Annotated in this window: 20 protein-coding genes; 16 read left to right on the plus strand and 4 right to left on the minus strand. The window is 76.2% G+C overall.

The window, feature by feature from the left end; all coding sequences use genetic code 11:
• Positions 1 to 561: 561 nt before the first annotated feature.
• Both ACZ3J7_RS37840 and ptsP read left to right on the plus strand, forming a co-directional pair.
• Complete coding sequence (locus ACZ3J7_RS37840; protein ID WP_285738932.1) at positions 562 to 1,011, plus strand: PTS sugar transporter subunit IIA; 450 nt, start codon at positions 562 to 564, stop codon at positions 1,009 to 1,011.
• 48 nt (positions 1,012 to 1,059) lie between these two features.
• Positions 1,060 to 2,730 carry a phosphoenolpyruvate--protein phosphotransferase gene (ptsP, locus tag ACZ3J7_RS37845; RefSeq protein ID WP_465627807.1) on the plus strand — a complete coding sequence of 557 codons (1,671 nt, stop codon included), beginning with the start codon at positions 1,060 to 1,062 and terminating at the stop codon, positions 2,728 to 2,730.
• 81 nt (positions 2,731 to 2,811) lie between these two features.
• On the opposite strand, the gene ACZ3J7_RS37850 is transcribed toward ptsP, so the two are convergent.
• Complete coding sequence (locus ACZ3J7_RS37850; protein ID WP_465627809.1) at positions 2,812 to 4,860, minus strand: acetoacetate--CoA ligase; 2,049 nt, start codon at positions 4,858 to 4,860, stop codon at positions 2,812 to 2,814.
• Positions 4,861 to 5,016: 156 nt separating this feature from the next.
• On the opposite strand from ACZ3J7_RS37850, the gene ACZ3J7_RS37855 reads away from it, so the two are divergent.
• Positions 5,017 to 6,579 (plus strand): phytoene desaturase family protein, encoded by a 1,563-nt coding sequence (locus tag ACZ3J7_RS37855; RefSeq protein WP_465627811.1) that lies wholly within the window; start codon positions 5,017 to 5,019, stop codon positions 6,577 to 6,579.
• 10 nt (positions 6,580 to 6,589) lie between these two features.
• Here ACZ3J7_RS37855 and ACZ3J7_RS37860 read toward each other — a convergent pair whose 3' ends face one another.
• Entirely contained in the window at positions 6,590 to 7,141 is a 552-nt protein-coding gene (locus ACZ3J7_RS37860; RefSeq protein ID WP_465627813.1) for an NUDIX domain-containing protein, read from the minus strand.
• A gap of 221 nt (positions 7,142 to 7,362) precedes the next feature.
• On the opposite strand from ACZ3J7_RS37860, the gene ACZ3J7_RS37865 reads away from it, so the two are divergent.
• The 7 genes from ACZ3J7_RS37865 to ACZ3J7_RS37895 all read left to right on the plus strand — a co-directional run bounded on the left by ACZ3J7_RS37865 (position 7,363) and on the right by ACZ3J7_RS37895 (position 16,013).
• The gene (locus ACZ3J7_RS37865; protein WP_465627815.1) at positions 7,363 to 7,674 is read left to right on the plus strand and encodes a hypothetical protein; all 312 of its coding nucleotides are present in this window, start codon (positions 7,363 to 7,365) and stop codon (positions 7,672 to 7,674) included.
• Between the two features lie 248 nt (positions 7,675 to 7,922).
• On the plus strand, positions 7,923 to 8,894 hold the full coding sequence (locus ACZ3J7_RS37870) for a UbiA family prenyltransferase (protein WP_465627817.1): 972 nt from the start codon (positions 7,923 to 7,925) through the stop codon (positions 8,892 to 8,894).
• A complete protein-coding gene (locus ACZ3J7_RS37875) occupies positions 8,891 to 10,564 on the plus strand; it encodes an AMP-binding protein (protein ID WP_465627818.1) in 1,674 nt (557 codons plus the stop codon). Before ACZ3J7_RS37870 ends, ACZ3J7_RS37875 begins: the two co-directional genes overlap by 4 nt.
• Before the next feature lie 27 nt (positions 10,565 to 10,591).
• Positions 10,592 to 11,968 carry a protoporphyrinogen/coproporphyrinogen oxidase gene (locus ACZ3J7_RS37880; RefSeq protein WP_465627820.1) on the plus strand — a complete coding sequence of 459 codons (1,377 nt, stop codon included), beginning with the start codon at positions 10,592 to 10,594 and terminating at the stop codon, positions 11,966 to 11,968.
• Positions 11,965 to 12,768, plus strand: a complete 804-nt coding sequence (locus ACZ3J7_RS37885) for a class I SAM-dependent methyltransferase (RefSeq protein ID WP_465627822.1) — start codon at positions 11,965 to 11,967, stop codon at positions 12,766 to 12,768. Before ACZ3J7_RS37880 ends, ACZ3J7_RS37885 begins: the two co-directional genes overlap by 4 nt.
• Complete coding sequence (locus ACZ3J7_RS37890; RefSeq protein WP_465627824.1) at positions 12,765 to 14,309, plus strand: CoA transferase; 1,545 nt, start codon at positions 12,765 to 12,767, stop codon at positions 14,307 to 14,309. Before ACZ3J7_RS37885 ends, ACZ3J7_RS37890 begins: the two co-directional genes overlap by 4 nt.
• A gap of 69 nt (positions 14,310 to 14,378) precedes the next feature.
• On the plus strand, positions 14,379 to 16,013 hold the full coding sequence (locus tag ACZ3J7_RS37895; RefSeq protein ID WP_465627826.1) for a class I adenylate-forming enzyme family protein: 1,635 nt from the start codon (positions 14,379 to 14,381) through the stop codon (positions 16,011 to 16,013).
• Positions 16,014 to 16,085: 72 nt separating this feature from the next.
• Here the strand turns inward: ACZ3J7_RS37895 and ACZ3J7_RS37900 are convergent, their stop codons facing one another.
• Positions 16,086 to 17,225 carry a DegT/DnrJ/EryC1/StrS family aminotransferase gene (locus ACZ3J7_RS37900; RefSeq protein WP_465627828.1) on the minus strand — a complete coding sequence of 380 codons (1,140 nt, stop codon included), beginning with the start codon at positions 17,223 to 17,225 and terminating at the stop codon, positions 16,086 to 16,088.
• A 6-nt stretch (positions 17,226 to 17,231) separates the two neighbouring features.
• Positions 17,232 to 18,422, minus strand: a complete 1,191-nt coding sequence (locus ACZ3J7_RS37905; protein ID WP_465627830.1) for a DegT/DnrJ/EryC1/StrS family aminotransferase — start codon at positions 18,420 to 18,422, stop codon at positions 17,232 to 17,234.
• A gap of 216 nt (positions 18,423 to 18,638) precedes the next feature.
• Between ACZ3J7_RS37905 and ACZ3J7_RS37910 the strand changes: the two genes are divergently transcribed.
• The 6 genes from ACZ3J7_RS37910 to ACZ3J7_RS37935 all read left to right on the plus strand — a co-directional run bounded on the left by ACZ3J7_RS37910 (position 18,639) and on the right by ACZ3J7_RS37935 (position 24,657).
• Positions 18,639 to 19,676 (plus strand): Gfo/Idh/MocA family oxidoreductase, encoded by a 1,038-nt coding sequence (locus ACZ3J7_RS37910; RefSeq protein ID WP_465627832.1) that lies wholly within the window; start codon positions 18,639 to 18,641, stop codon positions 19,674 to 19,676.
• A complete protein-coding gene (locus ACZ3J7_RS37915; RefSeq protein ID WP_465627834.1) occupies positions 19,673 to 20,707 on the plus strand; it encodes a sugar phosphate isomerase/epimerase family protein in 1,035 nt (344 codons plus the stop codon). The genes ACZ3J7_RS37910 and ACZ3J7_RS37915 overlap by 4 nt, the downstream gene beginning before the upstream one ends.
• Positions 20,697 to 22,001 carry a M20/M25/M40 family metallo-hydrolase gene (locus tag ACZ3J7_RS37920; RefSeq protein WP_465627836.1) on the plus strand — a complete coding sequence of 435 codons (1,305 nt, stop codon included), beginning with the start codon at positions 20,697 to 20,699 and terminating at the stop codon, positions 21,999 to 22,001. The genes ACZ3J7_RS37915 and ACZ3J7_RS37920 overlap by 11 nt, the downstream gene beginning before the upstream one ends.
• Positions 22,002 to 22,064: 63 nt before the next feature.
• Positions 22,065 to 23,225, plus strand: a complete 1,161-nt coding sequence (locus tag ACZ3J7_RS37925; RefSeq protein WP_465627838.1) for an Ldh family oxidoreductase — start codon at positions 22,065 to 22,067, stop codon at positions 23,223 to 23,225.
• Entirely contained in the window at positions 23,222 to 24,202 is a 981-nt protein-coding gene (locus ACZ3J7_RS37930; RefSeq protein ID WP_465627840.1) for a Gfo/Idh/MocA family protein, read from the plus strand. The genes ACZ3J7_RS37925 and ACZ3J7_RS37930 overlap by 4 nt, the downstream gene beginning before the upstream one ends.
• Positions 24,199 to 24,657, plus strand: coding sequence for a DUF6917 domain-containing protein (locus ACZ3J7_RS37935; protein ID WP_465627842.1), 459 nt, complete (start codon positions 24,199 to 24,201; stop codon positions 24,655 to 24,657). The genes ACZ3J7_RS37930 and ACZ3J7_RS37935 overlap by 4 nt, the downstream gene beginning before the upstream one ends.
• Positions 24,658 to 24,668 lie beyond the last annotated feature (11 nt).

Raw genomic sequence — 24,668 nt, forward strand, 5'->3', positions numbered from 1 at the left:
TCGAGGCCGGGGATGTCAACATATCTGGCGTTGACTTTTGGCACGCTGTTGAGTTCTCAAGGAACGGACACTTCCTTCGAGCCGCATTCCTGCGGGCCCTCCGGGCGCTTCGTTCTTTCGTGTTTCGAGCTTACCAGACTGTTTGCTTGGTGTTGACCGAAGCTTTACTCGTCCGACTTGCTCTTTTACCGCCGTTGCGCGGCGACCTGAGCAACCATAGCGGGTCCGCGGCCGGGCGCCTAATCGGGGTAGGGCGGCGTCACCCGGTTGGGCCCGCGGGAGGGAGGCGGGCGGGGCGGGTGGGGGCTCACTCGGATGCCGTAGAGTGCGGCGGGTCGGCCGAAAGGACTAGACCACTTGCGGGTGGCGGGGGCGGCGGGGATGGTGCGGGGCGGTCGGTTCGTATGCGCTTCGGTTGAGGCGGGAGGCGATCTTCACCCGGGCGGCTCGTGGGCGTTATGTCATGAGATGTCCGAAGTTGACGTAATTTGGGTCCCGTCGATCAATGGGCCGCTGCCCCGCGGCCGCACGCGATGTACTCCGTACCTGGGAGGCTCCACCATGACCACTGTCACGTCGCCGCTCGCCGGTCGCGCTGTCGGCCTCGCCAATGTTCCCGACCCGGTGTTCGCCGGTGCGATGGTCGGGCCCGGGACGGCGATCGATCCGTTGCGGGAGCCGATCGAGGCGGTGGCTCCGGTGGACGGGCAGGTGGTGTCGATGCATCCGCACGCGTTCGTGGTGATGGACGAGAACGGGCACGGGGTGCTGACGCACCTGGGGATCGACACGGTGCAGCTCAACGGGGAGGGGTTCGAGCTCCTGGTGCACAAAGGCGACCGGGTGAGGCGGGGGCAGCCGGTGATCAAGTGGAACCCGGCCGCGGTGGAGGCGGCGGGGAAGTCGCCGATCTCGCCGATCGTGGCGCTGGAGGCTTCGGCGGAGCAGTTGAGCGGGGTGGCGGAGTCCGGTGAGGTCACGGCCGGCGGCGAGCTGTTCATCTGGAACTGACGGAGCACACGGAACTGACGGCGACGGACGGCGAAGGGGTTTCGGACCATGGAGCGGACGCTGCGGGGCGTGGGGGTCAGCCACGGGGTCGCCATCGGGCAGGTGCGGCACATGGGGACGGCGGTGCTGGAGCCGCCGGTGACCCAGGTCTCGGCCGAGGAGGTGCCGCGGGAGCAGGAGCGGGCGCGGGCCGCGGTGGAGGCGGTGGCGGCGGACCTGACCGCGCGCGGGAACCTGGCCGGCGGCGAGGCGCAGGCGGTGCTGGAGGCGCAGGCGCTGATGGCGCAGGACCCGGAGCTGCTGGCGGACGTGGACCGGCGGATCGAGTCGGGGAGCAGCGCGGAGCGCGGGGTGTACGACGCGTTCGCGGCGTACCGGGAGTTGCTGGCGGCGGCGGGTGAGTACCTGGCCGGGCGGGTGGCGGACCTGGACGACGTGCGGAACCGGATCGTGGCGCGGCTGCTGGGGGTGCCGATGCCGGGGGTGCCGGACAGTGACGAGCCGTACGTGCTGCTGGCGCGGGACCTGGCGCCGGCGGACACGGCGCTGCTGGATCCGTCGCTGGTGCTGGGGTTCGTGACGGAGGAGGGCGGGCCGACGTCGCACAGCGCGATCCTGGCGCGGGCGATGGGGGTGCCGGCGGTGGTGGCGCTGGCGGGGGCGACGGGGTTGGCGGAGGGGGTGGTGGTGGCGGTCGACGGGGCTTCGGGCGAGGTGCTGGTGGAGCCGGCGGCGGAGCGGCAGGAGGAGTTGCGGCGGCTGGCGGCGGAGCGGAAGGCGGCGCTGGCGGCGTCGACCGGGCCGGGGCGGACCTCGGACGGGTTCATGGTGCCGCTGCTGGCGAACGTGGGTGGTCCGGCGGACGTGCCGGCGGCGTTGGAGAACGGGGCGGAGGGCGTCGGGCTGTTCCGGACGGAGTTCCTGTTCCTGGACGACTCGGCGAAGGCGCCGGGCGAGGACAAGCAGGTCGAGGCGTACCGGAAGGTGCTGGAGGCGTTCCCGGGGGGCCGGGTGGTGGTGCGGGTGCTGGACGCGGGCGCGGACAAGCCGTTGGACTTCCTGACGCCCGGGGACGAGCCGAACCCGGCGCTGGGGGTGCGCGGGTTGCGGACGCTGCTGGAGCACCCGGAGGTGCTGCGCACGCAGTTGCGGGCGTTGGCGCGGGCGGCGGAGGGGTTGACGGTGCGGCTGGAGGTGATGGCGCCGATGGTGGCGGACGGGGTGGACGCGCGGGCGTTCGCGGCGGCCTGCCGGGAGGTGGGGCTGGACGCGAAGTACGGGGCGATGGTGGAGATCCCGTCGGCGGCGCTGCGGGCGGGGGCGATCCTGCGGGAGGTGGAGTTCCTGTCGCTGGGGACCAACGACCTGGCGCAGTACGCGTTCGCGGCGGACCGGCAGGTGGGGTCGTTGGCGCGGTTGCAGGATCCGTGGCAGCCGGCGCTGCTGGACCTGATCGCGGCGTCGGCGGACGCGGCGAAGGCGGTCGGGAAGAGCTGCGGGGTGTGCGGGGAGGCGGCGTCGGACCCGCTGCTGGCGTGCGTGCTGACGGGGCTCGGGGTGACCAGCCTGTCGATGGGTGCGGCGGCGATCCCGTACGTGCGGTCGGCGCTGGGGCGGGCGACGCTGGCGCAGTGCCAGCGGGCGGCCGAGGCGGCGCGGGCGGCGGACACCGCCGGGGAGGCCCGGGCGGCGGCGGAGCGGGTGCTGGCCGGGGAGTAGGGCGGGGGTTCCGGGACTCCCGGGGGGTCGCTGCCGCCGTGGGGGGCGGTAGCGGCCCCTCGGGGCCTCTCCGGGTGCGGGTCAGGGGTGCTTGCGGGTGGTGGCGAGCTGCTCGAAGAAGCGCAGGTGGTCGAGGTTGTCGACGGAGCCGGGGTTGACGGCCTCGGTGAGGGGGGTGCCGCCGAGCAGGCGCTTGACCGGGACTTCGAGGCGCTTGCCGGTGAGGGTGTGCGGGAGGCCGGCGACGGTGATCACCTCATCGGGGACGTGCCGCGGGGACAGTTCGGTGCGCAGCGAAGTGCGGATGCGGGCGGTGAGGTCGTCGTCGAGTTCGGCGCCGGGGGCGAGGACGACGAACAGCGGCATCCAGTAGGCGCCGTCGGGTTCTTCCAGGCCGATGACCAGGGATTCGGCGATCTCGGGGAGGCGTTCGACGACCTCGTAGATGTCGGCGGAGCCCATCCGGACGCCCTGGCGGTTGAGGGTGGAGTCGGAGCGGCCGTGGATGACGACGGTGCCGCGGGAGGTGGCGGTGATCCAGTCGCCGTGGCGCCAGGTGCCGGGGTAGGTGTCGAAGTAGCTGTCGTGGTAGCGGTGGCCGTCGGGGTCGTTCCAGAAGCGGGTGGGCATGGACGGGAGGGGCTTGGTGACGACGAGCTCGCCGACGGTGTCGGTGTGCGGGTGGCCGTCGGTGTCCCAGGACTCGACGGCGGCGCCGAGGCAGGGGGCCTGGATCTCGCCGAGGTGGACGGGGAGGGTGGGGACGCCGCCGACGAAGCAGGAGCAGACGTCGGTGCCGCCGCTGACGGAGGCGAGCCAGAGGTCGGAGCCGACCTCGTCGTAGATCCACTGGAAGCCGTCGGGCGGGAGCGGGGAGCCGGTGGTGCCGAGGCAGCGGACGGCGGAGAGGTCGAGGTCGCGGCCGGGGTGCAGGTCGGCCTTGCGGCTGGCGATGACGTAGGCGGCGGAGGTGCCGAGGACGGTGGCGCGGGTGCGGGCGGCGACGGTCCAGAGGGCGCCGGTGTCGGGGTGTCCGGGGCTGCCGTCGTAGGTGACGACCGTGGTGCCGGTGAGCAGGCCGGCGAGCAGGAAGTTCCACATCATCCAGCCGGTGGACGTGTACCAGAGGAACCGGTCGTCGGGGCCGAGGTCGAGGTGGAGGGCGGCCTGCTTGAGGTGTTCGACCAGGATGCCGCCCTGGCTCTGCACGATGGCCTTGGGGAGGCCGGTGGTGCCGGAGGAGTAGAGGACCCAGAGCGGGTGGTCGAAGGGGACGGGTTCGAAGACGGGTTCGACGTCGTCGGCGACCAGGTCGTCGTAGGCCAGGGCGCCCTCGGGGGCGGGGGTGCCGAGCAGCGGGACGTGGATGACGGTGGTGAGGGTGGGGAGTTCGCGGCGGAGTTCGGCGACCACCCCGGTGCGGTCGTGGTCCTTGCCGCCGTAGTGGTAGCCGTCGACGGCGAACAGGACGGTGGGTTCGATCTGCTGGAGGCGGTCGAGGACGCTGCGGGCGCCGAAGTCGGGGGCGCAGCTGGTCCAGGTGGCGCCGACGGCGGCGGTGGCGAGGAGGGCGACGGCGGCCTGCGGGACGTTGGGCAGGTAGGCGCTGACGCGGTCGCCGGGGCGGACGCCGCGGGCGCGCAGGGCGGCGGCGAGGGAGCCGACCTGGCGGCGGAGTTCGGGCCAGCTGGTGGCGGCGGGCTCGGTGGTGCGCTCGTCCAGGTGGAGGATGGCGGGGCGGTCGGCGTTGGCCGGGTCCTCGGCGGGGCGCAGGGCGTGTTCGGCGTAGTTGAGGGTGGCGCCGGGGAACCAGGTCGCGCCGGGCATGGTGGCGGGTTCGGCGAGGACGGCGGTGGGCGGGGTGTGGAAGCGGACGTCGAAGTACTCGGTGACGGCCGTCCAGAAGCGGGGGAGGTCGTCGGTGGACCAGCGGTGGAGGTCCGCGTAGCGGGTGGCGGCCTCGGTGTCGGTGGTGACCGGGGCGAGCGGGGCGGCGGGGGCGCCGTGGTGTTCGGCGGCCCAGCGCTGGAAGGCGACCAGGCGGCTGGCGGCGGCGCGGGCGGGGTCGGGGCGCCAGAGCGGCTCGGGGTGCGGGTGCTGCTGGTCCTGGGGGGTCGGAGGGGTGCTCACGTGGTGGTCTCCAGGCCGTGGTGGGGACGGCTGGGCTTGTGGCGGGCCGTCCGTGGGGTGCTGACGGTGCTGACCCTGCCACGTGATCGTCCGGTGGTCCAGGGTCGCGTGGTCGGGGTGCTGGTGGGGGCGGGTGGGAGGTGGTAGACCGGCGGGATGACGGTGGCTCGGGACGTGGTGATCGTGGGTGGCGGGCACAACGGGCTGGTGGCGGCCGGGTACCTGGGGCGGGCCGGGCTACGGGTGCTGGTGCTGGAGCGGTTGGGGCGCCTGGGCGGGGCGGCGGTGTCGGAGCGGGCGTTCGCGGGGGTGGACGCGCGGCTGTCGCGGTACTCGTACCTGGTGAGCCTGTTCCCCCGGCGGATCCTGGCGGAGCTGGGGGTGCGGGTGGAGTTGCGGCGGCGGCGGATCTCGTCGTACACGCCGTGGGAGCGGGACGGGCGGGTCGGCGGGCTGCTGGTGGACGGCGGGGACGAGCGGCGGACGGCGGGGTCGTTCCGGGAACTGACGGGTGGGGAGCGGGAGTTCGCGGCGTGGCGGGAGTTCTACGGGATGACCGGGCGGGTGGCGGAGCGGGTGTTCCCGTCGTTGACGGAGCCGTTGCCGTCGCGGGCGGAGCTGCGGGCGCGGGTGGACGATCCGGTGGCGTGGGCGGAGTTGTTCGAGCGGCCGCTGGGTGAGGCGCTGGAGCGGCGGTTCGCGGACGACGTGGTGCGCGGGGTGGTGCTGACGGACGCGCTGATCGGGACGTTCACCCACGCGCACGACCCGTCGCTGCGGCAGAACCGGTGCTTCCTCTACCACGTGGTGGGCGGCGGGACGGGTGACTGGGACGTGCCGGTGGGCGGGATGGGGGCGGTGACCGGAGCGCTGGCGGAGGCGGCGCTGGCGGGCGGGGCGGAGCTGCGGACGGGGTGCGAGGTGGTGGCGGTGGACCCGGGCGGGGCGGCGGGGCCGGCCGAGGTCGAGTACCTGGACGCGGACGGGGTGCGGCGGCGGGTGGGGGCGCGCTGGGTGCTGTGCAACGCGGCGCCGGCGGAGTTGGAGCGGCTGCTGGGCGGGGCGCCGGCGGAGGAGCCGGAGGGGGCGCAGCTGAAGGTGAACATGCTGCTGCGCCGGCTGCCCCGGCTGCGGGACGGGGCGGTGGACGTGCGGGACGCGTTCGGGGGGACGTTCCACGTCGCGGAGTCGTACCGGGAGCTGGAGGGGGCGTACCGGGCGGCGGCGGCGGGGCGGTTGCCCTCCCCCGCGCCGTCGGAGATCTACTGCCACTCGCTGGCGGACCGGTCGATCCTGGGGCCGGGGGTACCGGCCGGGTCGCACACGCTGACGCTGTTCGGGTTGCAGCTGCCGGCCCGGCTGTTCGCCGGGGATCCGGCGGGGGTGCGGGAGGCGGCGCTGGCGGGGGTGCTGGGGGCGTTGGACGGGGTGCTGGCGGAGCCGTTGGCGGACTGCCTGGCGACGGACGCGGAGGGGCGGCCGTGCCTGGAGGTGCGCGGGCCGCTGGACCTGGCGGCGGACCTGCGGCTGCCGGGCGGGAACATCTTCCACCGGGACCTGGCGTTCCCGTTCCACGAGGGGGGTCCGGCGGACGCCGGGCGGTGGGGGGTGGGGACGGGGCGGCCGCGGGTGCTGGTGTGCGGGGCCGGGGCGGTGCGCGGGGGCGGGGTGAGCGGGATCCCGGGGCACAACGCGGCGATGGCGGTGCTGGGGCGCTGACCCGCCGGGGTCACAGGCGCAGGTACTCGCCGTCGAACCAGGCGCGGGCGACCCGGGTGTGGAAGGGGAAGGCGAGCGGGGTGTCGGCGGTGGCGAGTTGCCAGCCCTCGGTCTCGTCGGTGGGGGCGGAGGGCGGCAGGTCGGCCAGGTCGCGGGCCGGGAGGAGGGCGAACAGGCAGAGGAAGCCGCCTCGGGTGTCGGAGTCGGTGGCGACCAGGCGGACCTCGGCGGGGTCGGCCTGGATGCCGGTCTCCTCGCGCAGTTCGCGGACGGCGGCCTGCTGCCAGCTCTCGCCGTAGTCGACGTAGCCGCCGGGCAGGGCGAGCAGGCCGGAGCCGGGTTCGATGGTGCGGCGGATGACGGTCAGCCGGGTGTCGCCGTCGGGGTGGTGGACGGGGAGCAGCGCGACCGTGACCGGGAGCGGGTTGCGGTAGCTGATCTCGCCGCAGGCCGGGCAGGTGCGCGGCCAGGCGTCGGTGCCGGCCGGGTAGGGCGCTCCGCACCAGTGGCAGTGGGTGTGGGGGCCGAGGGCGGTGGGGCGGGCGGACGGCTGGGTCGTCATGGGGGCGATGGTAGTCCGGGCGGGTGGCGGGCGGGGCGGGTTCGCGCGGGGTCCGCCCGGGGCCCGGGCGGGGGCGCGTGGTGGTGCGGTGGCGCGGGGCGGGCGGGGGCGCGGTCCGGCCGGGCGGGTGAATCCGGGAACCGGGATTGGAATGCGGTGGTGTGCGCACGATAGCGATGGGGGTGATCCCGCGGCGGATGCGGGAGTTTTCCTCCTGAAGGATGATCGTGCGAAAGATTCTGGTTTCCCTGGTGGCGGCGGGCGCGGTGCTCGGGCTGGCTGCCCCGGCTCCGGCCGCGGGGCGGGCGGCGAGCGGCGACGTGGTGGTGTTCTCGACCGAGGCGCAGCCGCTGGACGTCTACCGCGACCCGGCCGGCTGTCAGCAACTCCCCACCATCGCCCACGTGTTGGCCAACCAGACGGACCGGCCGGTGAAGGTCTACGGCAACCCGTTCTGCCTCGGTCCGTCGGTGGTCGTGCAGCCGGGCCACGGGACGCACGTGCCGGGCGGGGCGGGCAGCTTCTCCGCGTAGGGGAATGCGCCGGAAATGCGGTCCGATGATCGCACGGGCGGTCGGGGGAATATCCGATCGCCCGTTTTTCGGCCGGTCACAGGAATGCGCCCGAACGGTCGCCCTATGTCATGATGGCGATCAGCCGGCCCCCGGTCCGCCACGGCGAATTGGCGCACCCTCGGCGCGGTCGGCTCGTTGTCTCCGGCCCCCCGCGGCAGTCGCGTCCCGGGTTGCGGCCGCCACCGGTCGAGAGGACTGCGTTTCCCGTGGAGCACGTCGCCCTTCCCGCTGCCCCCGAGGCGGCCCCGATCCCCTGGCGGGCGTACGCCAGGCTGGCCAAACTCGACATCTGGGACTACTACTTGAGCGTCCCGTTGGTGGCCGCCATGGTGATGGCCGCCGGGACGGGCGCGGACCCCGGGGCGGCCTCGGCCGTGCTGGTGCTGTTCCTCGGCGGCGAGGTCGCGATGAGCGCGGCCATGTGCACCTTCGACGACGTCACCGGGTACCGGGACGGCAGCGACGCGGTGAACTACGGGCCGGACGCGCCGGCCCGGCGGCTGGCCCGCAAGCCGCTGGTGGCGGGCACCCTGACGGAGCGCCAGGCGATCCGGTTCGGCTGGCTGACCGTCGCGGCGTGCGTGCTGTGCTGGGCGGCGGCCGTCGCGGTGGCGCCCGCCCGGCCCGGGTGGGCGGTGGCCGGGACGGCGGCGCTGGCGGTATTCGGCTTCCAGTACACCTGGTGGCTGCGGATCAGCTACAACGGCTTCCAGGAGTTCTTCCTGGCCGCGCTCGGCTGGCTGTTCGTGCTGCCGCTGTACGGGCTGCTGACCGGGCGGGCGGACGGCTTCGCGGTGGTGCAGGCGCTGGTGTTCGGGCTCGGGCCGCTGCTGTTCGGCGTCTACTCCAACACCAACGACATCCCGGGCGACCGGGCGGTGGGGCGCAGGACCGCCGCGGTGCTGCTCCCGCCGCGCGGCAACGCGGCGTTCGTGGCCGGGTGTTCGGCGCTGGAGGCGGTGCTGCTGGTGGGCTCGGCGGCGGCCGGGTTCGCGCCCTGGTGGTTCCCGCTGGTGATGGCGCCGGTGGTGGCGCTGCGCGGGTGGCAGTGGGTGCTCGGGTTCGTCCGGGGCGAGATCCTGCTCGCCCGTCGGCTGGGGATCCGGCTGCACCGGGTGTGCTGCGCGCTGCTGGTGGGCGTGGACCTGACGCTCGCGGTGACCGGCGGCGGGCTGTGAGCGGCGCGCGGGGCCCGGCGGGCGGCGGGCGGCGCGGCACCGCGGGCGGCGGGCTGGGGGCGGTGTTCGGCCGGCTGCCGCTCGACCTGGGGCCGCTGTTCGACACGCTGGCCGAGCGGCGTCCCCCGGTGGAGGTCCGGCTGGCGCGGCCGCTGGACCTGGCGCCGGAGCTGGGCACCGCGTACGACACCGTGCGGGTGGCCGAGCTGGTGCGGGAGACCGCGGCCTGGCTGGCGGCGGCCGGGGCCGGGCCGGGGTCGTCGGTGGCGGTGGTCAAGCGCAACCACTGGGACTACGTGCTGCTGGCCTGCGCGGCGGCCCGGATCGGGGCGGTGCCGGCGCTGCTGTCGGACCGGGTGCCGCCCGAGGCGCTGGGCGCGCTGCTGCGACGGCTGCGGGCAGACGTGCTGGTCACCCAGCGGGGCGTGCTGGCCGGAGCGCGGGACGCCGGGGTGGAGCTGACCGCGCTGGCCGGGCGGACGGTCTGCCTGGACGGCGCCTGGGAGGGCGCGCTGACGGTGGACGGGCTGCGCGGCGGGCCGGTGCCCGCGGTGCGCACCCGGGGCGAGGACGAGCCGCTGGCGGTCATCCACACCTCGGGCACCACCGGCGTCCCCAAGCTGGTGGTGCACTCCACCCGGACGCTGATCCGCCGGCTGTCCGCGTTCGAGGCCCGGCCCTGGCCCGTCCTGTCGGCGCGCCGCGAGGACACCGTGGCCAGCGCGATCTCGTTCGCCCACGGGCGGGCGCTGACCTGGACGGTCAGCGCGTTCTGGCGGGCGCCGGGGACCGTCGCGCTGCTGCCCGACTCGGACCCGGCCGCGGCGGCCGCGCTGCTCGGCGCGCACCCGCCGACCGTGCTGGAGGCGCTGCCGTCCAGCTACGTGCGCTGGCAGCCGCTGACCGCCGGGGCGGACAACCCGTTCCGGGACGTGCGGCTGTTCATCTCGACCTTCGACGCGATGCACCCGCCGACCGTCCGGGCCTTCCTGGACGCCACCCGGCGGCGCCGGCCGCTGTGGATGCAGGGCTGGGGGCAGAGCGAGACCGGGCCGCTGAGCTTCCGCTTCCTGACCCGGGGCGCGCTGGCCGCGTCCGGCCTGCGGCACCCCACCACCCGCGACCTGGGGCGGCCGGTGCCCGGCTGGGTCCGGGTCAGGGTCGCCGACCCCCGGCGGCCCGGCCGGACGGTCCGGCCCGGCGAGACCGGCCTGCTGTACGCCCGCACCGGGGCGCTCTGCCTCGGCTACCTGGACGAGCCGGAGCGCTGGGGGCGCAAGCTCGACGGCGGCTGGTTCAACACCGGCGACCTCGGCACCCGCACCCGCGACGGCCGGGTCCTGGTGCTGGACCGGGAGGTCGACATGGTGCCCGGGATGAGCTGCGTCGAGCTGGAGGACGTCCTGCACGAGCGGCTGCCGGACGTCGAGGAGGCCGTGCTGCTGTCGGTCGCCGACGGCCGCCCGCAGCCGGTGCTGGTCACCTCGGACGGCGGGCTCGACCCGGCGCGCTGGCGGGAGGCGGTGCGCGACCTGCCGCCGCTGGCCGAACCGCTGGTGGTCGGCTGGGACGCGGTGCCGCGGACCGCCACCGGGAAGGTCCGGCGGCACGAGCTGCGCGCGCGGGTGCTGGCCGGGAGCACCGGGATCGGGACCGGGCTGTGGACGTGAACGCCCTTTCGGTGGAGGTGGGTTGAGGTGACTTCGGACGTGGACGTGGACGTGGACGTCGCGGTGGTCGGGGCCGGGATCGCCGGGCTGTCCGCCGCGCACCACCTGGTCGCGGCCGGACGGTCGGTGCGGGTCTACGAGGGCGCGGACCGGGTCGGCGGCCGGATGGCCTCCAGCCGGGTGGACGGCTGGCTGCTGGACGAGGGCGCGGAGACCATCGCCGGCGCCGGGTACGAGGCGACCTGGGAGCTGATCCGGGCGGTCGGCCTGCCCGCCGAGCGGGTGCCGGTGATCGAGCCCGGCTTCGCGCTGTGGCGGCACGGGCGGGCGCACCCGCACCTCGGACACCCCAAGGGCCTGCTGACCGGCGCCGGACTGTCCTGGCGGGGCCGCTGGGCGTGGCTCCGCTTCGCCGCCGAACTCGCCACCGCCTGGCGGGGGTTCGACCCCGACCGGCCGGAGACCGCGCCCAGCGGGGACGCCACCCTGAGCGAGTTCTGCGCCGGGTCGGCCGGGCGGCGGGAACTGCTCGCCGGCATGCTGCAACCGCTCTCCAGCCACTGTTTCGGCTGGCGGCCGGACGGCTCCGCGCTCGCCCCGATGGCCGCCACCCTGCTCTCGGTCGGCGGCGCCGGCGCGCGCTGGATGACCTACCGGGACGGGATGGACACGCTGGCCCGCCTGCTCGCCGAACGGCTGCCGGTCGACCTCGGACGCGCGGTCGTGGCCGTCCGGGAGGCGGCGGGCGGCGTGCTGCTGGAGTTCGCCGACGGGAGCCGGACGTCGGCCCGGCAGGCGGTGCTGGCGGTGCCCGCGCCGCTCGCCCTGGAGCTGCGCGGCGACGACCTGCCGGACGCCGAGCGGCCGTACCTCGCCGCCAGCACGTACGCGCCGATGCTCAAGGCGGCCTGCCTGCTGGACCGTCCGCTGCCCGGCCCGACCGGGGCGAGCAGCTACGCGCTGTCGGTGCCGGAGAGCGAGAGCCGGGTGTGCACCGGACTGATCCTCGACCACCTGAAGGCCGACGGGCGGGCCCCCGAGGGCAAGGGCCTGGTCAGCGTGTTCGCCTCGCCGTGGGCCTCCCCCGGGCTGCTGGGCGAGTCGGACGAGCGGGTGGCGCAGGTGCTCTGCGCGGAGGCCGAGCGGTTCATGCCCGGGCTGCGGGCGGCGACCGTCCGGACCCTGGTGCACCGCTTCCCGCTCGGCCTCCCGCAGGGCGCGCCGGCGGCCGTCCGGGAGCGGGCCGCGTTCCTGGACCGGCCCACCCGGGCCATCGAGTACGCCGGGGACTGGGTGATGCTCCGGCCGAGCAGCGAAGGGGCCGTGCGCTCCGGCGCGTTGGCGGCGCGGCGGGTGCTGGCGCACGCGGCGACGGGCTCGGCCCCGGTGGCGGGCGTCCGGTGAGCGCCGTCGCGGTCGGGGAACCCGGCTCGTACCTGTTCGACAACGGGAACGCGCACGCCGCCGGGCAGCACCGCTGCCTGGCGGCCTGGCTCGACCCGGTCAGCACCGGGGCGCTGCGGGCCGGCGGGGTCCGGCCGGGGATGCGCTGCCTGGACGTCGGCACCGGGGCGGGCAGCGTCGCGCTCTGGCTGGCCGACCGGGTCGCCCCCGGGGGCTCGGTGCTGGCCACCGACCTGGTGCCGCTGCCGGTGCCGGAGCGGCCCGGCCTGGTGGTGCGGCGGCACGACGTGGTGCGGGACGAACTGCCCGAGGGCGCGTTCGACCTGGTGCACGTGCGGCTGGTGCTCTCCCACCTGCCCGAGCGGGAGGCCGTCCTGGCGCGGCTGTTCGCCGCGCTGCGGCCCGGCGGGGTGCTGCACCTGCTGGAGTTCGACGCCGAGTACGCGCCGGTGCTGACCGCTCCGGACGCGCGGGCCCGCGAGCTCTACGAGCGGTACCAGCAGGCGAAGCTGCGTGCGTTCCGGGCGCGCGGCTCGCACCAGGGCTGGGGCCGCGAGTGCGCCGCCGCGCTGGTCCGGGCCGGGTTCGCGGACGTCGGGGCGCAGGTCCGGATCGACCTGCTGGCGCCCGGGACACCGCAGGCGGAGATGCAGCTGCACAACACCCGGCACCTGCGGGAGGCGCTGCTGCGGGAAGGGCTCGACGACGGCGAACTCGCCGAGCTGCGCGCGCTGTTCGCCGACCCGCGGTTCCTGGCCTGCTCGAACGTGGTGTACGCGGTGCGCGGGCGGCGGCCGTGACGGGCGGCGCGGGCCTGCTGCTCGGGGCGCGGCCCCGGGTGGCGCAGGAGGTGCTGGCGGGCCTGTTGCGGGCCTCCGGCACGGGGGTGCTGGAGGGGGAGGTGCTGGAGGTCGGGGGCGAGTTGGCGTGCCGGGTGTCCTGGGGCGGGCCGTCGGGGCTGCCGGTGGGCAGCGAGGCGGACGTGCAGGCGGCCTGCGGGGTGGCGCACGTGCACGGGCGGCGGTACGGGGGGCCGGCGCCGCTGGCGGTGGACTTCGCGTCGGTGGCGGCCGGGGTGCTGGGGGCGACCGGGGCGCTGGCCGCGCTGCGGGCCCGGCGGCTGGGGGCGGCGTACCGCGAGGTGGGGGTGTCGGTGGCGCAGGCCGCGCTGCTCGGGCTGTCGCAGTACCTGGCGGCCGCGACCGCGCCGGAGCAGGGCTGGACGGAGCCGGTCGGGACGGGCGGGCCGCCGTTCGGTTCGGCGGACGGGGTGTGGTTCGAGCTGGAGGCGCTGGAGGCGGACGGCTGGCTGCGGTTCTGGTCCGCGCTGGGCGTCGAGCGGCGGGTGGTGGGGCGGGCCTGGCCGGCGTTCCAGGCCCGGTACGGGACGGCGGTCTGCCCGCTGCCGCCGGAGCTGTTCGCGGCGGCGCGGGCGGTCGGGCACCCGCGGCTGGCGCGGCTGGCGGCCGAGTGCGGGGTGGAGCTGACGGTGGCGGCGGAACGGCCGGCCGTGCTGGGCGGGATGCCGTGGCGGCTGCGGGCGGGCACGGCGGCGCCGGCGTCCGGCGGCGGACCGGGCCCCGGGGCCGGTCCGTTGGACGGCGTGACGGTGGTGGAGATCACCCGGCGGGTGCAGGGCCCGCTGGCCGGGCGGGTGTTGGCGCTGCTCGGGGCCGACGTGGTGCGGATCGAGCCGCCGGGCGGGGACCCGCTGCGCGGTGCGCCGCCGGTGGCGGAGGTCGGCGGGGCGGCGGTGTCGGCGCGGTTCGCGGCGCTCAACCGCGGCAAGGGGGTGCTGGAGGCGGACCTGCGGAGCGCGGAAGGGCGCGCCGCGGTGCGGGAGTCGATCGGCCGGGCGGACGTGCTGCTGCACAGCCTGGCGCCCGCGAAGGTGGCCGGGCTCGGACTGGACGCCGAGACGGTCGCCGCGCTGCGCCCCGGGCTGGTGTACGCGCAGGCCAGCGGCGGCGGGCCCGGGTTGAGCACCGACTACCCGGTGCAGGCGCACTCCGGGCTGGCCGCGCTGCTCGCCCCGGCCGGGGAGCCGCCGCGCCCGACCCTGCTGACGGTCTGCGACGTGCTGGGCGGCCTGGTCTGCGCGGCGGGGACGGTGGCCGCGCTGGAGGCCCGGGAGCGGACCGGGCGGGCGCAGCGGGTGGAGTCCTCGCTGCTGTCGGCGGCCCGGCTGCTGTGCGGGGCGGCGAGTGCGGGCGGCGGGCCGGCCGGCGTGGAGGCGTGCACGGACCTGGCGGTCCTGGCGCGCGACCCGCGGCTGGCGGCGGTGCTGGAGTTCGGCGCGGACGGGTGCGCGTTCGTCCGCGCCCCGTGGGAGTTCGGGTAGTCCGGGTGGTTCGGGTGGTTCGGGACGTGAACGGGAGTGGTGGTCGTGACGTGGGTTTCGGTGGCGGGCGTGGAGTTTCCGGACCGGGTGGACCGGGCGCTGCGGGAGCGGTGGGTGGCCGAGGGGTGGTGCCCGGGGCGGGGGTTGTACGAGCTGTTCGCGGAGCGGGCGGCGGCGGTGCCCGGCCGGGCGGCGGTGGTGGACGGGAGCGGTGAGCTCACGTACGCGGAACTGGCGTGCTGGGTGCGGGGGTTGGCGGCCGGGCTGGCCGCGCGGGGGGTGCGGCCGGGATCGGTGGTGGGGGTGAAGGTGCCCGCGGACCGGCGGGCCCTGGTGGTGGACCTGGCGGTGGCGGCGCTGGGCGCGGTGGCGCTGCCGTGCACGCCCGGGCACGGGCGGCGGGACCTGCTGGCGGTGTGGGGCACGGCGCGGGTGGACGCGGTGGTGACCGTGCCGGAGTGGAAGGCGCTGGTGGACGGGCTGCGGCCGGAACTCCCGGACCTGCACGAGGTGGTGGTGCTGGACGACGGCCGGTGGCCGGAGCGGGCGGGCTGGGCGCCGGCGGTGGTGGACGCGGAGGCACCGGCCCGGATCCTGGTCTCCTCGGGTTCGGAGGCCGCGCCGAAGCTGGTCGCGTACTCGCACAACGCCCTGGCGGGCGGGCGCGGCCGGTACGTGGAGCGGGTGCTGGCGACGGCGGACGGCTCACCGCCGCGGGTGCTGCTGCTGGTCAGCCCGGCGACGGCGTACGGTTCGCTGGCGGTGGTGGCGCTGGTGCGGTGCGGGGCGACGGTGCTGCTGCCGCCGGCCGGGGAGCGGTTCGACCCGGCGGGGGCGCTGGCGGCGGTGGGCCGGTGGCGGCCGACGCACCTGGCGGCGGTGCCGACCATGCTGCGCCGGATGGCGGCGCTGCTCCCGGCGCCCGGGGAGGACCTGTCCTCGCTGCAGGCGGTGGTGTCGAGCGCGGCGGCGCTGTCCCCGGCGGTGCTGGCCGCGGCGCTGCGGCGGTTCGGCTGTCCGGTGGTGAACGTGTACGGGGCCAGCGACGGGCTGAACTGCCACGCGCGGTGGGCCGATGCGGACGGTGACGTGCTGCGGGTGGGCCGGCCGGACCCGGCGGTCGCGGAGTTCCGGGTGTGCGGGCCGGACGGGCGTCCGGTGCCGGCCGGGGTGCCCGGCGAGTTGCAGGCGCTGGGGCCGATGACGCCGCTGTGCCACGTCGGGGCCCCGGAGGCGGACGCCCGGCTGCGGGCGGACGGGGGCTGGGTGCGTTCGGGCGACCGGGGGGTGCTGGAGGCGGACGGCTCGCTGCGGGTGCTGGACCGGATCCGGCAGACGGTGAACCGGGGCGGGGTGTCGATCTCCACGGCGGAGGTGGAGCAGCTGCTGGAGGGGCACCCGGAGGTGGCGGAGGCGGTGTGCGTGCCGGTGCCGGACCCGGACCTCGGTGAGCGGATGTGCGTGTGCGCGGTGCCGCGCGGGCCGGGGCTGGACCTCGGTGAACTGACGCTTTTCCTGGCGGAGTTGTGCGGTCTGGAGCGGCACAAGCTGCCGGAGCGGCTGGTGCTGCTGGAGCGGATGCCGCTGCTCGGGTCGGGGAAGCCGGACCGGCGGGTGGTCGCGGAGCTGGCGGCGGCGGCCGTCCGGGCGGAGGGCGCGGAGGGCACGCGGGGCGCGCAGGACGCGGTGGGAACGGCGGGGTGATCCGACGGGCGCCCTCGTGTCGCGGGGGCGCCCGGTGCGGTGCTCGTGGGTGAGGCGGTCGGCGGGGAGCGGTCAGGCGGGGAAGCTCAGGACGGCTTCGGTGATCCGGTCGACCTGGGCGTCGGTCAGGTGGGGGTAGACCGGGAGCGAGAGGCTCTGCCGGGCGGCCCGTTCGGCGTGCGGCCAGTGGCCGTCGGCGGGGGCGGCGTGGGCGAAGGCGGGCTGGTGGGGCAGGGCCCGGGGGTAGTAGACGTGGCTGTCGACGCCGTGGGTGGCGAGGTGCCGCTTGAGGTCGTCGCGGCGTTCGGCGAGCAGCGTGTAGACGTAGTAGCAGCGGCCGTTGGTGCCGGGCGGGGGCGGGAGGACGCCCCGGGGGGCGCGCGGGGTGAAGTGGGCGGTGTAGTGGGCGGCGATCTCGGCGCGGCGGGCGAGGCGGGCGGCGAGGCCGGGGTGGCGGCGCAGCTGGAAGGCGGCCAGGACTTCGTCGAAGCGGCTGTTCAGGCCGACCAGGTGGTGGCGGAAGCGGTGCGTGCCGTCCTGGCCGTGGTTGCGCAGCATCCGTACGGTGCGGGCGAGTTCGGGGTCGTCGGTGACGACGACGCCGCCTTCGCCGGGGCCGCCGAAGGACTTCACCTGGACGAAGGAGAACAGGCCGGCGTCGCCCCAGGTGCCGGCCGGGCGGCCGTCCAGGACGGCGCCTTGGGCGACGGCGGAGTCCTCGATCAGGCGCAGGCCGTGGCGGGTGGCGAGGGCGCGCAGCCGGGGCATGTCGGCCATCACGGAGAACATGTGGGCGGGCAGCAGCGCCTTGGTGCGGGGGGTGACCAGGGCTTCGGCGGCGTCGGGGTCGATGACCAGGGTGTGCGGGTCGACGTCGGCGAAGACCGGGGTGGCGCCGACGCCGAGGACGGTGTTGGCGAGCGGGGCGCAGCCGTAGGCGGGGACGATCACCTCGTCGCCGGCGGTGATGCCCGCGGCGCGCAGGATCAGGGTGAGCGCGGTGGTGCCGCTGCCGCAGGCGACGACGTGGCCGGCGCCGAGTTCGGCGCGCAGCAACTCCTCGAAGCGGGCGGTGCGTTCGCCGAGGATGAAGCGCTGGGCGGGGTCGGTGGCGACGTCGCGGACGGTGTCGAGCAGCAGGTCGCGGTCGTCCTCGAAGAGGTCGGGCGGGAAGAACGGGATGGTGGCGGTGGCGGTGGTCGTGGTGGTCATCGGCGGTCAGCGCTGCCTTCCGTGCTGGAAGTCGCGGACCAGGTCGCTGACCAGGTCCAGTTGGTGGTCGGCGAGGTCGGGGTAGAGCGGGAGCGCGAGGGCGCGGCCGCAGGCGGCTTCGGCGTGCGGGAACTCGCCGGTGCGGTGGCCGAGTCCGGCGAAGCAGGGCTGGAGGTGCAGCGGCGTCGGGTAGTAGGTCTCGGTCTGGACGCCGTGCCGGGCGAGGTGGTCGGCGAGGGCGTCGCGGCGGTCGGACTCGATCAGGTAGACGTACCAGACCGGGTCGGTGGCGGCGTTCCGGCGGACGACGGTGGGCAGGGTGAGGCCGGGGGTGCCGGAGAGGCGTTCGGTGTAGGCGGCGGCGAGGTGGGCGCGGCGGGCGATGTCCTGGTCGGCGCGGCCGAGTTTGGCCAGCAGGACGGCGGCCTGGACGTCGTCCATCTTGCTGTTGGTGCCGAGGAGTTCGGTGGGGCGGTTGATGGTGGGGAAGTCGTCCAGGGTGCGGCCGGTGCGGCCGTGGTGGCGCATCGCGGAGACGGCTTCGGCGAGTTCGGGGTCGTCGGTGAGGACGGCGCCGGCGTCGCCGATCGCGCCGAGGGTCTTGGTGGGGAAGAAGGAGAGCACGCCGCCGGCGCCGTGCAGGCCGGCGTGCCGGCCGTCCCAGCGCATGCCGAAGGCCTCGGCGCTGTCCTCGACGACGGTCAGGCCGTGCCGGTCGGCGACGGCCAGCAGGGCGTCCAGTTCGGCGAGTTGGTGGAACAGGTGGACGGGCATGACCATCCGGGTGCGGTCGGTGCGGACGGCTTCGACGCTCGCCGGGTCGAGGCTGTAGGTGACCGGGTCGATGTCGGCGAAGACCGGGCGGCCGCCGGCCAGCACGACCGAGGTGGCGGAGGCGACGAAGCTGTAGGCGGGGACGACCACCTCGTCGCCGGGGCGCAGTCCGGCGGCGCGCAGCAGCAGGACGAGGGCGTCGGTGCCGCTGTTGACGCCGATCACGTGGCGGGCGCCGGTCCAGGCGGCGAGGGCGGTCTCGAACTCCTCGACCTTGGGGCCGTGCGAGTACTTGCCGCGGTCCATCAGTTCGTCCAGGTGGCGCCGGGTGGTGAGCCAGAGGGCTTCGAAGGTCTCGGCCTGGGTGAAGAAGGGGACGCCCGGAGAGATGTCCGGCGAGGCAGGCGAGGTAAGGGCAGCCATGAAACTCTCATCGGATTGTATGGATTAAACGGGCAGCTCGGCCCTGCCCGCGAATCTATGCCCCGCACCCCGCCCCGACCTGCGGGACCGGTGCCGTTTCACTCCTTCGAATGGCTTGCTGGGTAAGCAATTTGACGGTCAGTCGGATCGTCGCCGAAGTGCTGATTGAATACCGGACGAAGTACGACCGCGACGCGGAAGGAATGACGTCTCGCCATGCCGAACGGACTCGGGACCTTACTCGTCGGAATGGGGCGGGCCGGCCACGGACTCCACCTGCCGGTGCTGCGCCGGCTGCGCGCCGCGCCCGGCACCGCGCACCTGTTCGCGCCCGGGCCGGTGCTCGCCACCGACCCGTACCGCCGCCCCGGGGCCGCCGCCGACCTGCGCCCGACCAGCCTGGCCGAGGCGCCCCGGCTGTCCGACCCGGAGCGCACCGTCGTCCACCTGTGCACCCCGCCCACCGAGCGGGCCGCCGCGCTGGAGACGCTCGGACGGCTCGGCTACCGCCGGGTGCTGCTGGAGAAGCCGGTGGCCGCCGACAGCCGCGGCCTGGACGAGTTGCTCGCGCTGCGCGACCGGTACGGGATCGACCTGGTGGTGGTCGCCCAGTGGCTGGGCAGCCGCCTGACCGATCGGCTGCGCGCGCTGCTCGCCCAGGACGCGCACGGGCCGCTGCGCACGATCCACGTCGTCCAGCGCAAGCCGCGCTTCTCCCGCTCGCTGGCCGGCGACGGCCACCCCACCGCCTTCGACGTCGAGCTGCCGCACTCGCTGGGCCTGTGCCTGGCACTGGCCGGGCCCGGCGAGGTGACCGGCGCGGGCGGCACCGACATGGTGGTCGGCGGGCGGGTGCTGCCCCGACTGGGCACCGCCTGGCTCAACCTCCAGCACGACAGCGGGGCGTGGACCCGGATCCGCTCCGACCTCACCTCACCGGTGCGCGAGCGCCGGATCACCCTGGAGCTGGCACACACCACCCTGATCGGCCACTTCCCCGGCAGCGAGGCCGACGCGTACGCCCGGCTGACCGTCATCGACCGGGACGGCGAGCGGACCGAGCTGCTGCACGACGACGCGCTCGGCGGGTTCCTGGAGCACACCTACGGCTACTACGCGGCGCCCGGGTCGGGGCGCGGGCCGCACCCCGACCTGGAGGTGAACGCCCAGGTGGTGCGGCTGCTCGACCGGGCCAAGGCGATCGCCGCCGACGGCGCCCGCGGCGCCTCGGCGCGGACGGCGGCGGCCCGGTGAGCGCCCTCCGCAAGGGCGGCCGGACCCGGCGCCGGCGGGCCAACCGGACGCCGGTGGCCCGGCGGCCCGCGATCCGGTTCGGCGGGATCGGCGACGAAGCCGCCCCCGACCTGGCCGGGCAGATCGACGCCCTGGAAGAACTCGGCTGGCGCGAACTGGAGTTGCGCACGGTGGACGGCGTCTGGATCGCCGACCTCGACCACCGGCGGGTCCGCTCCCTCGCCACCGCCCTGAAGCGGCGCGGCATCCGGGTCTCCGCTCTCGCCTCCCGGATCGGCAACTGGGCCTCCGACGTCACCGGCGACCCCGGCGCGGACGACGCCGAACTCGGCCGGCTCGCCACCCGCGCCGAACTGCTCGGCACCCGCCGGATCCGGATCATGTCCTACCCCAACGGCACCGGCCTGCCGGCGGCCGAGTGGCGCCGGCTGGCACTGGAGCGGATGCACCGCCTCGCGGTCGGCGCGCAGCGCGGCAACCTGCTCCTGCTGCACGAGAACTGCGCGGGCTGGGCCGGGAGTTCGATCGAGAACACGCTCGACCTGATGGCCTCGGTCGGCGGCCCCGGACTGCGGCTGCTGCACGACACCGGCAACGGCGTCCCGTACGGCTACGACGGGTTCGAGCTGCTGCGCCGGAGCGCCGGCGACGTCGACCACGTGCACGTCAAGGACGCGGTCGGCGGCGGCGGGCAGACCCGGTACGTGCTGCCCGGCACGGGCTACGCCCGACTCGCCGAGTCCCTGCGGCTGTTGACCACGCGCGGCTGGCGCGGCGGCTGGTCGCTGGAGCCGCACCTGGCCACCCGGCCGCACGAGGGCCTGGCGGCGGACGGCCGCTCCGAGAGCGGATTCGTCGCCGCCGGACGGGCGTTGACCGCCCTGGTCGAGCGCGAGGTGCTGCCGCACTCCCCCGGCTGGCGGCTCGTCCCGGGCGGCCTGGCCCGGGAGGCCCCGCTGCCCCGGCAGGCGGAACCGGCCGCGGAGGCGGCCGCGGAACCGGCCGCGGAGGCGGTGTCCGGTGCTCACTGAGACCATCCCGCTGGAGACGGAACTCTCGCCGGAAGAGCGGGAGTTGCTGCTCGACCTGCTGCGGCTGCCGACCGCCGGGCCGCTGGAGACCGGCCCGGGCGCGCCGCCGCCGCTGCTGCCCGAGGCGCTGGAGGTGTACGCGCGGGCCGCGGGCCGCCTCGGCCTGGCCGAGCTGTACCGGGGCGCGCCCGGGCCGGCCGGGCTCGACCGGCCGGACGTGCCGCTGACCGTCCGGCGGGCGGTGGAGGCGGCGGGGCCGGGGTTCCTGGCCTGCCAGCCGAGCCTGGTGCTGCGGCTGGGGCCCGCGCTGCCGCGGGCGGCGACGGTGATGTTCAACGTGCACCTGGACACCGTGGCCGGCCCGGAGCCGGTGGCCTTCGACGGGCGGCGGTTCACCGGGCGGGGCGCGATCGACGCCAAGGGCCCGGCGGTGGCGCTGCTGGCCGGGGTGCGGGCGGCGGTGGCGGCGGAGCCCCGGGTGGGGCGGGAGGTCGCGGTGCTGGTGCAGGCGGTGTCCGGCGAGGAGGGCGGCGCGATGGGCGTGTTCGGCACCCGTCCGCTGGTCGAGGCCGGGTACGTCGGCGCGTTGAACGTGTTCTGCGAGCCGACCGGCCTGCGCTTCCTGCCCCGGGCGACGGCCGCCGCCACGGCCCGGCTGCGGGTGCGCGGCGAGGACGCGATCGACGACTGCCCGGGCGCGGGCCACAACGCGACGGTGCTGCTCGGCTTCCTCGCCCAGCACCTGGCGCGGGAGCTGGGCGCCGCGGCCGGGCCGCGCGACCCGGTCTGCGTGGCGGGCCTGAGCACCGGCCCGCTGCACAACCGGGTCTACGGGAGCGGCGACTTGCTGCTCAACCTCCCCTACCGGGACGCCGCTTCGGGCCGCCGGGCGGAGGCGGCGGTGACGGCCTCGGTCCGCTCCGGGTTGGCGGAGTTCCGGGACCTGTTCGGCGGACTGCCGGAGTTCGCCCGGACCGCGGCCGACTGCGCGCGGATCACCCGGCTCGACTGGCCCAAGCGCGGCCTGCCCGTCCTGGACAACCGGCATCCGGAGTTCGAGGAACTGCTGGCGGGGGCGGCCGGGATCGCCCGGGTGTCGGACGCGGAGCCGGCCTTCACCTGCGACGCGATCTGGACGGCCGGCCTGCCGGACGACGCGTTCACCGTGGTGCTCGGTCCGGGCGAGCTGGGCGCCAACCGGGCGCACGCGGCGGGCGAGTTCGCCGAGGCCGCGCAGCTCGACGCCTTCGCCTCGGCGGTGGCCCGCCTGCTGGTGGCCTTCGTCCGCCGCTGACCCCCTTCGGCCCTCTGGGCCCTCCACCGCTCTGCCGATGAATCCGACTGGAGGCTGTTCCCCGTGACCACCGTGGCGTCCGCGCCCAGTGCCGCCGGCACCGTCCGCGTCCCGTACGCCGATCTGATCCGTTTCACCACCGAGGTGTTCGCCGCGCACCGGCTGCCGCTCGAGCGCGCCCGGGAGGCGGCGCGGGCGCTGTGCTACGGCGACGCCGCCGGGATGGACTCGCACGGGCTGGCCAACCTGGGCCGGCTGTACCTGCCGCTGCTGGCCGAGGGCCGGGCCGATCCGCTGGCGGAGCCGGTGGTGCTGGCCGACCGGGGGGCGGCGGTGCTGGTGGACGCCGCCGGGGCGCTCGGGCTGTGGCAGGCCGGGGCGGCGATGGAGCTGGCGGCGGAGCGGGCCGAGCGGTACGGGATCGGGCTGGTGTCGGTGCGCCGGGCCACCCACTTCGGCTGCGCGGGCCACCACGCGGCGCGGGTCACCGGGCGCGGGATGATCGGGCTGCTGGCGTCGAACTGCGGCCGCCAGCGGATCGCCCGGCCGCCGGGCGGCGCGGTGGCGCTGCTGGGCACCAACCCGTGGAGCGTGGCCGCACCGGCCGGCGAACTGCCGCCGTACGTCCTGGACATGAGCACCACGGCGGTGCCGACCGGCCGGGTCCGGGCGGCCGAGCGGGCGGGCCGGTCGATCCCGGAGGGGTGGCTGGCCGGGCCGGACGGGCGGGCGGTGACGGACCCGGGCGCGTTCGACCGGGGCGAGGCGCACCTGCTCTGGCTGGGGGCCGGTTCGGGCGGCGAGTTCAAGGGCTTCGGGCTGGGGCTGATGGTGGAGGTGCTGGCGGCGCTGCTGCCGGGCGCGGGCCTGGGCCCGGAGCCGGCCGCGCTGACGGGCGACGGCCGGCCGTCCGGGCGGGACGACGACATCGGCGTGTTCGCGCTGGCGATCGCCCCGGCGACGCTCCGGGACGCGGACCAGCTGGCGCTGGACGCCCGCACCCTGTTCGGCACGGTGCTGGACTGCCCGCCGGCCGACGGGAATGCGGGTCCGGTGGCGTACCCGGGGTGGCACGAGGCCCGGCGCACCGCCGAGTCGCACCGCGACGGGGTGCCGCTGGCCGTCCCGCTGCTGGCCGAACTGGCGGAGATCGCCGGGCGGTTCGGCATCCGTCCGGTGGACGCCGGCGCCGGCGCCGGCGCGGTCGAGGGCGGTGGCCGGTGAGCGGGCTGCGGTTCGGGGTGGTCGGGCTCGGGGTGATCTCGCGGTTCTACCTGGCCGCGCTGGAGCGGGTGCCGGGGGTGCGGCTGGCGGCGGTGTGCGACCGGGACGCGGCGGTGCTGGAGCCGTTCGACGGCCTGGTGGCGCGCTTCACCGACCACCGGGAGATGCTGGCGGCCGGCGGGCTGGACGCCGTGGTGGTGACCGTCCCGAACGACCTGCACCTGACCATCGCCCGGGACGCGCTGCGGGCCGGCCTGCCGGTGTGCGTGGAGAAGCCGCTGGCCCTGCGGGCCGCCGAGGGCGAGGAGCTGGCGGCACTGGCGGCCGAGCGGCGGGTGCCGCTGTTCACCGCCTTCCACCGCCGCTACAACACGGCGGTGCGGGAGTTGGCCGGGGCGGTGGCCCGCCACCCCTCCCCCGTGCGGTCGGTGACCGCGCGCTACTTCGAGCTGATCGAGGAGCACGTCGGCCGGGACCGCTGGTACCTGGACCCGGCGCGGTGCGGCGGCGGCTGCGTCGCCGACAACGGCCCGAACGCGTACGACCTGCTGCGGCTGCTGGCCGGCCCGCTGGAGCTGACCGGCGCCCGGGTGGTGCGCGACGGCGACGGAGTGGACCGGTCCGCCGCACTGGAGCTGGCGGGCCCGGACGGGGTGCGCGGCCGGATCGAGCTCGACTGGTCGTACCCGGGCGAACTCAAGGACGTGGAGGTCGAGTTGGCGGACGGGTCGGTGCTGCGGGCGGACCTGCTGGCCGGGCACGAGGGCTTCAAGCAGTCGCTGTGGCACGAGTACGAGGGCATCGTCGGCGCGTTCGCCGGGCTGCTGCGCGGCGGCGGAACGCACGACGGGCCGGTCGGGCCGGGCGCCCGGGCGGACCGGGGCCCGGACGGGGTGGACGCGCTGCGGGTGGTCGAGGCGGCGTACCGCGCCGAGGCGGCCGGCGCCGGGGCGGCCGGGGCGGGGGTGCGCGGATGATCCGGGACCCGCTGGCGGGCTGGCAGGACTGGCAGGGCGTGCCGCCGCTGCGCGAGAACGGGCCGAAGCGGACGGTGACCGGCACCCTGGTGAAGGTGCTGCTGCACAGCCGCACCGAGCGCGGGATGAGCCTGGAGCCGTTCGCCAGCCGGTGCGTCCGGGCGGGCGAGGTGCACGAGCTGGTCACCACCGACCAGCGGGACACCGTGGCGGGCGCGCGGATCGACCGGGTCGGGTTCCTGGGCTTCGCGGAGATCGCGGTCGCCGGGGTGCTGGACCGCGGCGACGTGGTGTACGTCGGCGAGCACCGGGTGGGCACGGTGCTGGGCTTCGACGGCTGCCACTTCCCCAACCACTACAACGTGCTGATCGCGGCCGACCACCTGCTCACCGGCGAGAAGCTGGACCTGCGGCCGGAGCTGCCGGTGCGCTTCGTCCCGGTGGAGGAGATCTGAGGCGGTAGCCG

The sequence above is a fragment of the Kitasatospora sp. NPDC015121 genome (assembly GCF_055562955.1).